This window comes from Kitasatospora sp. NPDC127067 (assembly GCF_042724755.1).
Taxonomy (GTDB): Bacteria; Actinomycetota; Actinomycetes; order Streptomycetales; family Streptomycetaceae; genus Kitasatospora; species Kitasatospora lactacystinica.
Window position 1 is genome coordinate 1 of record NZ_JBHXEM010000203.1, and the last position, 10,389, is coordinate 10,389.

Annotated in this window: 9 protein-coding genes; 3 read left to right on the forward strand and 6 right to left on the reverse strand. The window is 75.0% G+C overall.

The features are described from left to right. Positions 1-142: 142 nt before the first annotated feature. The 4 genes from ACFWJ4_RS39380 to ACFWJ4_RS39395 all read right to left on the reverse strand — a co-directional run bounded on the left by ACFWJ4_RS39380 (position 143) and on the right by ACFWJ4_RS39395 (position 5,178). Positions 143-3,280: an AMP-binding protein gene (locus ACFWJ4_RS39380; RefSeq protein ID WP_380553699.1), complete on the reverse strand. Its 3,138-nt coding sequence runs from the start codon at positions 3,278-3,280 to the stop codon at positions 143-145. Between the two features lie 99 nt (positions 3,281-3,379). Further along, positions 3,380-4,090 (reverse strand): phosphotransferase family protein, encoded by a 711-nt coding sequence (locus ACFWJ4_RS39385; protein WP_380553677.1) that lies wholly within the window; start codon positions 4,088-4,090, stop codon positions 3,380-3,382. Further along, complete coding sequence (locus ACFWJ4_RS39390) at positions 4,087-4,617, reverse strand: GNAT family N-acetyltransferase (RefSeq protein WP_380553680.1); 531 nt, start codon at positions 4,615-4,617, stop codon at positions 4,087-4,089. Before ACFWJ4_RS39390 ends, ACFWJ4_RS39385 begins: the two co-directional genes overlap by 4 nt. A gap of 222 nt (positions 4,618-4,839) precedes the next feature. Next, on the reverse strand, positions 4,840-5,178 hold the full coding sequence (locus tag ACFWJ4_RS39395; RefSeq protein ID WP_380553683.1) for a hypothetical protein: 339 nt from the start codon (positions 5,176-5,178) through the stop codon (positions 4,840-4,842). 176 nt (positions 5,179-5,354) lie between these two features. Between ACFWJ4_RS39395 and ACFWJ4_RS39400 the strand changes: the two genes are divergently transcribed. The 3 genes from ACFWJ4_RS39400 (at position 5,355) to ACFWJ4_RS39410 (ending at position 7,148) form a co-directional block, all read left to right on the forward strand. Next, positions 5,355-5,660 carry a hypothetical protein gene (locus ACFWJ4_RS39400; protein WP_380553685.1) on the forward strand — a complete coding sequence of 102 codons (306 nt, stop codon included), beginning with the start codon at positions 5,355-5,357 and terminating at the stop codon, positions 5,658-5,660. A 134-nt stretch (positions 5,661-5,794) separates the two neighbouring features. After that, a complete protein-coding gene (locus ACFWJ4_RS39405) occupies positions 5,795-6,178 on the forward strand; it encodes a hypothetical protein (RefSeq protein WP_380553688.1) in 384 nt (127 codons plus the stop codon). Between the two features lie 19 nt (positions 6,179-6,197). Further along, positions 6,198-7,148, forward strand: coding sequence for a flavin-containing monooxygenase (locus tag ACFWJ4_RS39410; protein ID WP_380553691.1), 951 nt, complete (start codon positions 6,198-6,200; stop codon positions 7,146-7,148). A gap of 78 nt (positions 7,149-7,226) precedes the next feature. On the opposite strand, the gene ACFWJ4_RS39415 is transcribed toward ACFWJ4_RS39410, so the two are convergent. Together ACFWJ4_RS39415 and ACFWJ4_RS39420 are read right to left on the reverse strand one after the other, a co-directional pair. Continuing rightward, complete coding sequence (locus ACFWJ4_RS39415) at positions 7,227-8,732, reverse strand: condensation domain-containing protein (RefSeq protein ID WP_380553694.1); 1,506 nt, start codon at positions 8,730-8,732, stop codon at positions 7,227-7,229. Continuing rightward, positions 8,729-10,389, reverse strand: a 1,661-nt coding sequence (locus ACFWJ4_RS39420) for an amino acid adenylation domain-containing protein (RefSeq protein WP_380553697.1), incomplete at its 5' end; no start/stop codon positions are given. The genes ACFWJ4_RS39420 and ACFWJ4_RS39415, both read right to left, overlap by 4 nt.

The window sequence follows — 10,389 nt, forward strand, 5'->3', positions numbered from 1 at the left end:
CTCCGGCTGAGGGGGCGGGGCCCGGCTTCCGCGTGCCGGGTACGCGGGGCCCCGAGGGCGTTCCGAGGGCGTTCCGAGGGCGCTCCAAGGAGGTTCCGGGGGAGGTGCGGCCGGTGATGGCCGCACCCCGGCATTCCTCGTGTCAGATACCGGCCGCCCCGGCCAGCGCCGCGGCGAGGTCGTCGGCCAGCGCCGACACCGTCGCCGCCTCGAAGGCGTGCTCGTTGTACCGCAGCCAGCACCGCAGCGCGCCGTCCGGCTGCTCGGTGACCGCCAGCTCCGGGACGTGCCGGTCACCGCCCGGCAGCGGGTACGGCACCGTGGCGTTGCGGGGCAGCTCCCAGGCCGCGCAGGCCACCCCCGGCAGCTGGGCCGGCGCACTCCAGCTCTCGTACCTCAGCCAGGCCGCGAACGGCACCAGCGGGCTGAACTCCGCGAACGGGTAGAGCTGGTGGTCGAGCGCGGCGGTGGCGGCGGACCGGACCCGGTCGAGCAGTTCGGCGAAGCCCGGCGCGCCCGACACGTCCACCCGCACCAGCAGCGACTGCACGAAGCAGCCGACCGCCCGCTCCGCCTCCGGCCTGGTCCGGCCGGGCACCGGCGTCATGAGGACGAGGTCCGGCTGTCCGCTGCGGGCGGCCAGCAGGCCGCTCCAGACCGCCGCCACCGCGAGGAACGGCGTGGCCCCCAGCTCCGCCGCCCTGGCCCGCAGCGCGTCCGCCGTCTCCGGGGGCACCGTGAACGCGTGGGCGGCGCTCAGCACCACCTCGGTGTGGTGGCGCCCCGGGAAGGGGTTGATCGCGGCGGGCGCGTCCGCGAGCGCCGTCGCGAAGTGCGTCCGGGACGCCGGCCAGTGGGCGTTCGACCACTCCGCCAGCTCGCGGTACTCCGGGCCGGGCCGGGCGGTCGGCACCCGGCGCCCGTGGCGCAGCGCCGAGTACGCCACCCCCAGCTCGCGCAGGAGCACGCCCAGCGACCAGCCGTCGCTGACGAGGTGGTGGACGGCCAGCAGGACGACGTGGTCCTCCGGCCCGCGGCTCACCACGGCCAGTCTGGTCATCGGCCCCGCGGCGACGTCCGTCAGCCGGTCGCGCACGGCGACCAGCCGCGCCGACACCTCGTCGTCGCTCGCGCCGGGCGCCTCCACCAGCACCACGTCCGCGTGCGGTTCGTCGTCCAGGACGGCCCGCAGCACCCCCGGTTCGGCGCCGGGCACCGGGACGAACCTGGTCCGCAGCGCGGGATGGCGGCGGATCGCCTCGTGCAGGGCGTCGGCCAGGATGTCCGTCCGCAGGCCCTCCGTCACCCGGAACATCACCGCCACCGCGCCGACGTTGCGGCCCGGGGCCTCGGCCATCCAGCGCAGGAAGTTCTCCTGCTGGGAGGTGAGCGGCAGGTCGTGCGGCTGGGCGCGCAGCGAGCGGAGGAAGTCCGACACCTCGGCCCCGGACCGCTCCGCCGACCCGGCCGCCGAGGCTTCGGCCCGCTCCAGCCAGGCCGCCTGGGCGCGGAGCGAGGGGCGCTCGAAGACCAGCGCCGTGCGAGCCGCCACGCCGAACTCGGCGGAGATCGCGGCGGCCAGCTGGACCGCGCGGAACGAGTCCCCGCCGAGGGCGAAGAACTCCTCCTCCACCGCCCGGACCGGGCGTCCCAGCACCGTCCGCCACAGGCCGGCCAGGGCGAGCTCCCGCTCCGTCTGCGGGGCCCTTCCCGTCACCGGGGCGGGCTCCTCGAACGCGGTCCGCAGCTCGTGCTTGACCACCTTGCCGCTCGGGTTGCGCGGCAGGGAGTCCAACACCAGGATGCGCACCGGCAGTTCGGGTCGGGCGAGCCGCTCGCTCAGGAACAGCCGCAGACCGTCGGCATCGATTCCGCCCGGCAGCGGGACCACCGCGGCGACCGGCACCTGGCCCATCACCGGATGCGGCAGGCCGAGCGCGGCCGCGTCGGCGACCTGCGGGTGCTCGTGCAGCACGGCCTCGATCCGCAGCGTCGAGACCTTCAGCGCACCGGACTTGACGATGTCGCTCTCCCGGTCGACCAGATGGAGGAAACCGTCCCCGTCCAGCCTGCCGAGGTCGCCCATGCGCACCCAGCCGTCGCGGAAGACGCTGTCGGAGGCCGCCCCGGCGTATCCGCGCGGCGGCCCGGGCTGACGCAGCCAGATCTCGCCGGTCCCGCCGGGCGGCACCGGCTCCCCGGCCTCGTCCAGGATCCGCAGGTCGGCCGGGTCGGTCGGGCGGCCCACCGAGCCGGGGCGGCCGGGATCCACGATCGCGGAGATCTGGGCGGGGGAGGCCTCGGCCGAGGTGTAGGTGTTGACGACCGTCGCCTTCGGCAGTGCGGCGCTCAGCCCGGCGGCGACGGCCGGCGGGAGCGCGGCGGCGGTGGAACCGACCAGCAGGACGCTGCCGAGGTCCCGGCGGCCGGCCGTCCCGGAGTTCAGCAGTTCCACCGCCATCGACGGCACGAGGAAGACCGTGCCCGCGCCGAACTCCTCGACCACCCGCCCGAATTCCTCCGCGTCGAAGCGCGGCAGGCAGATCGTCGTGGGCTGCGCGGTCAGCGCGTTCACCAGAACCGCCTGGGCGGCGTTGGTGCCGACCGGGAAGGCGTGCACCGCGTGCCGTGAGTGCGCGTACGGGCGGGGCCGGGGGTTGAGGACCAGGCCGGCGGTCAGGCTCGCGTGCGCGGCCCGGACGCCCTTCGGGGTGCCGGTGGTGCCGGAGGTCCCGATGATCTGGGCCAGGTCGCCGGGGGCGACCCGGTGCGGCGGCTCGATCGCGTCCGGGCCGTTGAGCGATGGGTCGAGCGGAGCGCCGAGGCCGTCGAGCGCGAAGGTGGGCAGCGTGGTGCGCGGGCCGTTCCCGGCGACCGCCCAGCGCGCCCCGGCCGCCTCGACGAGCCGCTCCACATCGGCCGGGGCCAGGTCCTCGCGGATCACCAGCCCGGCCGCGCCCGCGTAGTGGGCGGCCAGGAACGCCACGGCGTACGCGTCCCACTCCCGGTTGGTGAACAGCAGCGCCACCGTGTCCCCGGGGCGAACGCCCGCCCGGGCCAGCCCGTGCGCGGCCCGCACCGCCCGCTCGCGCCACCGGCCGTAGCTGAGGCTCCCGCCGCCGGGCACGAGCAGCGCGGTGCGTTCCGGATGGAGCGCGGCCCGGTGGTCCAGGAGTGCCGGAAGCGTGAGCGGGACGGGGACGGGCTGGGCGCTGATGACGACTCCCGGGGGGCTTTCGGAGCGCGGCGGACCGATGCCGGAGGAAGATCGGCCGCTGATTGGTCCAGACCGTATCGGAACGGTGAAGGCGGGCGCCAGATCCGTTCACAGTTCGTCACGACCCTTGGCGCGCGGGCCCGGAGCGCCGCGCCGCCGGGGTCAGGAGGGCGGCCCCGGCTGCTCCGGCCAGCCCGCCGTCAGGCGTCCGCGCTCCTGCCACTGCCGTACCCCCGGCCCGTCCGGGGCGCCCCGGTGGCAGAACTCCTCCAGCCGGGCGCACCGGGTGAGCATGGCGGCCCGGCGCCGCGGCCAGGGCGGCACCGGCTGCCCGTAGGCGTCGAAGAGGTGGTGCAGGGCGCCCGCCCGGGCCGGGTGGTGCATGCGGACGATCCACTCGCACCAGGCCAGGTCCTCCACCGGCTCGCCGAGGTGGGCGAACTCCCAGTCCAGCAGGCCGGTGACGGCGAAGGTCGCCGGGTCCAGCAGCAGGTTGTTGGGCCCGAAGTCCCCGTGCACCAGTACCGACCCCGGGGGCGCCGGACCGTCGCCGGCCACGCCGGGGTCGACGGCCTGGAGCCGTCGCAGCACCCGCCCGCAGGCGGCCAGGACCTGCGCGCCGTGCCCGGCGTCCAGCAGGTCCTGCGCGGGCACTCCCGGCAGGTGGCCGAGCGTGATGGCGCCCGGCTCGGTGCCGAGCACCGGGGGAACCGGCAGCAGCCCGTGCAGCAGGGTCAGCAGCCGGTGCTCGCGCCGGCGCCGCTCCTCGGCGTCCGGCCCTTCATAGCGTTTCACCACGACGGTGCCGTCGCCCGCGGTGCGGTTGGTGTATCCGTGCGGGAGGGGCCGCAGCCCGGACGGGCCCTCGTTCACCCCCGCCACTCCTCGGCCAGCAGTCCGAGCACCATCTGGTCCACGAACTCCCCGTACGCCCAGGCGGCTTGGCGCAGCCGCCCCTCGACGGTGAAGCCGACGCCGGTGGCGGCCCGGAGCATCGGGGCGTTGTCCGCCAGCGTCTCCAGTTGCAGGCGGCGCAGGCCGAGCACCGGGAAGGCGTAGTCGCAGAGCACCCGCAGGACGTCCGGTGCGAGCCCGCGGCCCCGGTGGCCCGGCAGCAGGGCGAGGCCCACGTGGGCGCTGCGGTTGTGGGCGTCGATGCCCCACAGCAGCGCCTCGCCGGCCAGCTCCCCGGAGGCGGTCTCGACCACGGAGAAGCACGCCGCCTCGTCGGACGGCCCGGTGACCGCGTACGGGGAGTCCGCCGAGCCCGGGGGGATGGGCCGCCAGGGGCGGGAGTCGGCCCGCGAGCGGGTCGCCACGTCGTCGTACAGCTCGGCCAGGAGCACCGGGAGGTCGGCGTCGTGACGGGCCCGGAGGGTGATGCGAATGCCTTGTAACATGTCACATGTTTACCATTGGTGGGACTGCCGCGCCCAACGGGTTTTCCGGAGCCGACCGGCGTTGATCGCGGTCCTCCGCGTCCGTCGCCTCGGCTCGCCGGCCCGAGCCCCTCCGGGGCGGCGGCCACCGCGAGGGCGACGGCTCCGGCCACCCGCCCTCAGGACCCCGGAGCCCGCGAGTCGGCCGACGCCTGTGGCCTCGTCACGTGTTCGCCTCGCCCATCACGGCGTTCTCGTGGACCGGGCGGTGCAATGGTGGCAGTAGACGACATCGACCGGCCCACCGGACCGGGCCCGTGCCACGGCCCGCGCACACGACACGGCGGACAGCACGCCGAGGGCGAGCAGCACCACGCCCGCAGCGTGCCCACGGAGCAGCGGTTTCGCGGCCAGGACGAGGAGCAACACCGCCGCCAGGAACCGCACGACACCCCGGCCCCGGAGCACGGGCCGATATCGCTCGCGGAACACGGTGAGCTCTGTCGTCTCCTCGCACCGCGGGCAGCCCGTCCCGCCGCCTCCGCCGGCCTGCGCCGTATCGAACAACAGCTCATCCGTCACACGGCAACCCTACGGCTCACGGCCAGGGCGGCTCGACCCCGTCGCTCAAGTCGGGCCGTCGAACCGGATGTCACCCGGTGGGGCCGGGTGGCCGCCCTCGGCGGAGCTCGCCCCCGATCGAGGCGGCCGGGCGGACCTGTGCTGTGATGGGGGTCCGATCAGCCAAGGAGGACGTCGTGACCGTCGAGTCGCACGAGGACTGCGGTCCGGTGTACACCCTCAGCCCGGACGAGCCGATGTTCGTGTCGAAGCGTGTGCGTCGCGGGCAGCCCGTCGTGAGCGTCTACCTCGACGAGGACGGCGACTGGCAGGCGTTCTCGGCGACCGAGCCGCGCTGGTGGAAGGGCGGCCCCAGGCTGGTCCATGCCGCGCACCTGCTGGAGAGCGACCCCTCGATGGCCGGCCTGCCGGCGCTGCCGCTGAATCACTGGGCGACGCGTGAGGACGCCTCGTCGACGGCGTGGCAGGTCTTCCGGGGCTGACCGGGCCCGCGGCGGCCCCGGAGCTCTCGCCCGGCCCGCCCCGACGCGCCGACGACCTGTGGGCGGACATGTGATCTCCCTGTCCGGTATGGAAAGTTGTCGCTCGTCCGGGCCCGTCGGCGTAGAGTGGGAGGGTGTCAGCTGATCTTGGAGACCGACCGAAGCCCAAGCCGTTCGATGAGTGGCGGGACATCTATGACGTCCTTGAACAGGTGCGGCAGCGGCCCGGCATGTTCGTGCGCAACGGCTCGCTGGACGACTTGGGCCTGCTTTTCTCGGGGTACGGCCTTGCCCTGCGGATTCACGGGATCGACGAGCGGTTGGATTTCGATCCGGTCGGCCCGTTCCAGCAGTGGCTGTGCTGGACGCGCGGTTGGCCGATGAGCCTCAGCTGGTACGAGTTCATCGAGCGGAACGCTGGTGCGGTTCCGCCGCTGGAGGCGTTCTTTCAGCTGCTCGACGAGTGGCGGGCGAGCGTGGCCGCCGAGAACTCGGCAGCAGCGGAAACGGCTCCCTGACAGGCCGTTGAACGGACACTTGCCCCGGGACTTCGATTACGCGGGGAAGAAGGTCGTCGTCATCGGCAGCGGCGCCACGGCCGTGACCCTCGTCCCGGCGATGGCGGGCACGGCGGAGCACGTGACGATGCTGCAGCGCTCCCCGTCGTACGTCTTCTCGCTGCCGTCGACCGACCGGATCACCGCGTGGCAGCGGAAGATCCTGGCGGCGCCCCTGGTGCACCGGATGACCCGCAGGCGCAACATCGGGCTGCAGCGCCTCCTCTTCAACGCCTCCCGGCGCTTCCCCCGGGCCGTGCGCGGGCTGCTGCTGGCGGGCGTGCGCCGCGGGGTCGGCAAGGGCTTCGACATGACCCACTTCAGCCCGAGGTACGACCCGTGGGACGAGCGGCTGTGCGCGGTACCCGACGGCGACCTCTTCACGGTGCTCCGCGAGGGCAGGGCCTCCGTGGTCACGGACACCATCGAGACCTTCACCGCCACGGGCATCAGGCTCGCGTCCGGCCGGGAGCTGGCGGCGGACGTCGTCGTCACGGCCACCGGCCTGAACCTGCAGGCCCTCGGCGGCGCGTCGATCAGTGTCGACGGCGAGGTGCGCGGCCTGCACGACGTCTGCACGTACAAGAGCGTCATGCTGGAGGGCATCCCCAACCTGGCGTGGGTCTTCGGCTACACCAACGCCTCGTGGACCCTGAAGGTCGACGTCGCCGCCGCCTACCTGGTGCGGCTGCTGAAGCACATGGACGCCACCGGCCGCACCGTCGACCGTGCGGCCAACGCGACCGGGGCCGGCGTCGTCGACGAGCTCTCGTCGGGCTACATCCGGCGCGCGAAGGACGCGATGCCGCGCCAGGGACGGGACTTCCCGTGGCGGATGGTCATGGACTACCGGCACGACAGGAAGGTCCTGCTCTCCGACCCGATCGAGGACGGCGTCCTCCGGTTCACCGGCGCCCCGGACGGCGGTTGATCCGCCACCGGGTTCCCGGGAGTTCCGGACGGGTGGGCCCCGGTGGACGGTACGCCGTTCACCGGGGCCCACCGGGTGTCATGCGAGCGGGACCTCCAACTGCCGGGCCAGGTCCGCGACCAGGGCGTCCAGCCAGCCCCGGACGGTGCCCGGGTCGAACAGGTCGGCGTCGTACTCGACCTGACCCAGGTAGCCGTCGGCGTCCGGGGTGAGCGAGAACGCGCAGTCGGCGCGGGCGGAGTGGCCGGGGATGTCCTCGATCTCGACGGTCAGGCCGGGGAGGTCGAGGGTGATGGGCGGGGTGCTCTGGACGGCGAGCACGATCTGCGGGTACCCGACGGGCATGGGGACGCCGCGCTCCCGCAGCGGTTCGACCAGCAGGCCGAACGGCATCAGGGAGTGGTCGAGGGCGGAGGCGATCGCCTCGGCGGCGCGGTCCACCAGGCCCGCGAACCCGCGCTCGCCCCGGGTCGGCACCAGGATCGGCATGCTGCTGGTGAGCAGGCCGACCACCTGCTCGTCGACCGGCCGCCGGCGGTTGGCGTTGGAGAGCAGGATCAGCACCTCCGGCGCGCCGCTGAGCGAGCCGAGCAGCCGGGCGAACGCGGCGACCACGACGGCCGAGGCGGTGGTGGAGCGCGCGGCGGCGTAGCGCCCGATCTCCTCGGCCACGACCGCCGGGATCCGGAACTCGGCCGTCTCACCGTGCCCGGAGCGCCGTTCGGGACGGGGCCGGTCGGTGGGCACGTCCACCGAGAGCGAGGCGCCGCCGAGGGCCTTCGCCCAGTGGTCGGCGGCCGCCGCCATGGAGGCCCGGTTGACGACCGTCCGCTCCCAGCAGGCGTGGTCGGTCATCCGGCCGGCCTCTCCCGGCAGCGGCCCGCCCGTGCGGTAGAGCGCGCTCAGGTCGGCCAGCACGGTGGCCAGCGACCAGCCGTCGAGCGCGATGTGGTGGATGGTCAGCAGCAGCACCCACTCCTGCGCCGCCGGGCGCAGCAGTCGGGCGCGCAGCAGCGGGGGCGCCGTCAGGTCGAACGGGCGGCCGACCTCGGCCTCCAGGGCCGCGGCGAGGGCCGCGTCCCGTTCGGCGGGGGCGAGCCCGCGCAGGTCCTCGACCGGGACGTCCAGCGGGGTGTTCGGCAGCACCTGCTGGAGCCCGCCGAGCTCGGTGTCCACGAACCGGGTCCGCAGGCTCTCGTGCCGCTCGGTGACCGCCGTCAGCGCGGCGGCCAGCCGCCCGGGCTCCAGCGGCCCGCGCAGGGTGATCCGCTGGAGGATGTTCCACACCGCGGGGTCGGCCGCGTCGCCGTGGGCCTTGTGCAGCCGCCACTGGGTCACCCCGGCCGGCGCGGCGGACAGCGCCTTTCCAGCGCCGGTCAGGATGGTCAGCAGCCGGTCGCGGTGGGCCCGGACGAGGCCGGTGACCTCCTCGTCCATCGCGCCTGCGGGGGCCAGGTAGCCGAGCCGCTCGCCGGTGGTGCGCAGCACGATCTCGCGTTCGTCGAGCAGGCGCAGCAGCCGCGCCCAGCCGTCCTCCGCCGTGCTCGCCGCGTCCTCTCCTCGAACGTCCTCCGCCGTGCTCACAGGGTCCCCTCCTCGAAGGCCGGGGCCGGGTGCTGCTCGGCGGCCGGTTCGTGGGCGGCCATCGCGCGGACGGTCGGGCGGCGGAAGAAGTCCAGCACGCCGATCCGCAGCCCGGTCTCCTCGCGGACCCGGTTCAGCAGCCGGGTGGCGGCCAGCGAGTGCCCGCCCAGGTCGAAGAAGGAGGTCTCCACCCCGACGGGGCGGCCGAGCTCCTCCTCCCAGAGCCGTTGCACGGTCCGCTCCAGCTCGGTGGCCGGCGCGGCCTGGGGCTCGTCCGCGCCGAGCGGGCGCGGCTCCGGCAGGGCGGCGGTGTCGAGCTTGCCGTGGGCGTTGAACGGCAGGGCGTCGACGGTGGCCCAGAGCCCGGGCACCATGTAGTCGGGCAGCAGGTCGGCCAGCCGGTCGGCGACCCGGGGCAGGTCGGCGGCCGAGCATCCGACGTACCCGGCGAGCACGGTGCCCGCCGCGGTGCGGCGCGCCGTCACGGCGGCGGCGTGCACGCCGGGAACGCCGCGCAGCACGGTCTCGATCTCGCCCGGCTCGACCCGGTAGCCGCGCACCTTGACCTGGCGGTCGGCCCGGCCGAGGTACTCCAGCCGGCCGTCCGGGCGCCAGCGGCCGAGGTCGCCGGTGCGGTAGCCGGGGCCGTCGGGGGTGTCGGTGAAGACGGCGGCGCTCTCCTCGTCGCGGCCGATGTAGCCGATGCCGACCTGGACGCCGAGCGCGTGGATCTCGCCGACCGCTCCGGCCGGCACCCGGCGTCCGGCGGGGTCGCGCAGCACGATCCGGCTGCCCGGGGTCGGGCGGCCGATCGGCGCGTACTCCGGGCCGTCCGGGTCGATCTCGCCGGCCGTCAGCGCGTGGGTCTCGGTCGGGCCGTAGTGGTTGATCAGCCGGCAGCCGGGGTTGCGGCTCAGGAAGGCCCGCAGCCCGGGGGTGACCAGCACCTGCTCGCCGCCCGAGATCAGCTCCCGCAGGTGCGGCACGGGCTCCTCGCCGAGCGCGTCGGCCAGGGCGGCCAGCGGCGTGTACGGCAGGTGGAGCCGCTCGGCCCGGGTGGAGCGGACCACGGCGGCCAGCGCCGTCACGTCGTAGCGGGTCTCCTCCTCGATCAGCAGCAGGGTGCCGCCGCCGGCCAGCGTGGTGAGGATCTCCTGGACGCTGACGTCGAAGCCGCAGGAGGCGTACTGGAGGGTACGGGCCGCGGGGTGGTCGGCGACGTTCCAGGCCACGAAGTGGGCCAGGGCGAGGGAGTGCATCAGCACGCCCTTGGGGCGGCCGGTGGAGCCGGAGGTGTAGAGCAGGTACGCGGGGGCCTGCGCCGAGGGGGCGGGCAGCGGGGGCAGTTCGGCGGCGGCGTCGGCCGGGGCGGTGACGGTGAGCACCGTCGGGACGGTCAGGCCGAGCTCCGCCGGGGCGTCGTCCGTGGTGGTGAGCAGGACGACCGGCGCGCTGTCCTCGACGATCAGCCGGCAGCGCTCGGGGCCCTGCAGCACGTCGACGGGTACGTGGACGGCGCCGAGGCGCAGGATGGCCAGCAGCGCGGCCACCAGGTCGACCGAGCGGGGCAGCAGGACGCCCACCCGGCTTCCCTCGCGGACGCCGGCCGCCTGAAGCCGGCCGGCCAGGTCGTCCGCCCGGGCCAGCAGCGTCCGGT

Excerpts from the sequence above, each read along its gene's own strand:
- ACFWJ4_RS39390 (WP_380553680.1), bottom strand. The coding sequence starts at position 4,617 with ATGTTACAAGGCATTCGCATCACCCTCCGGGCCCGTCACGACGCCGAC.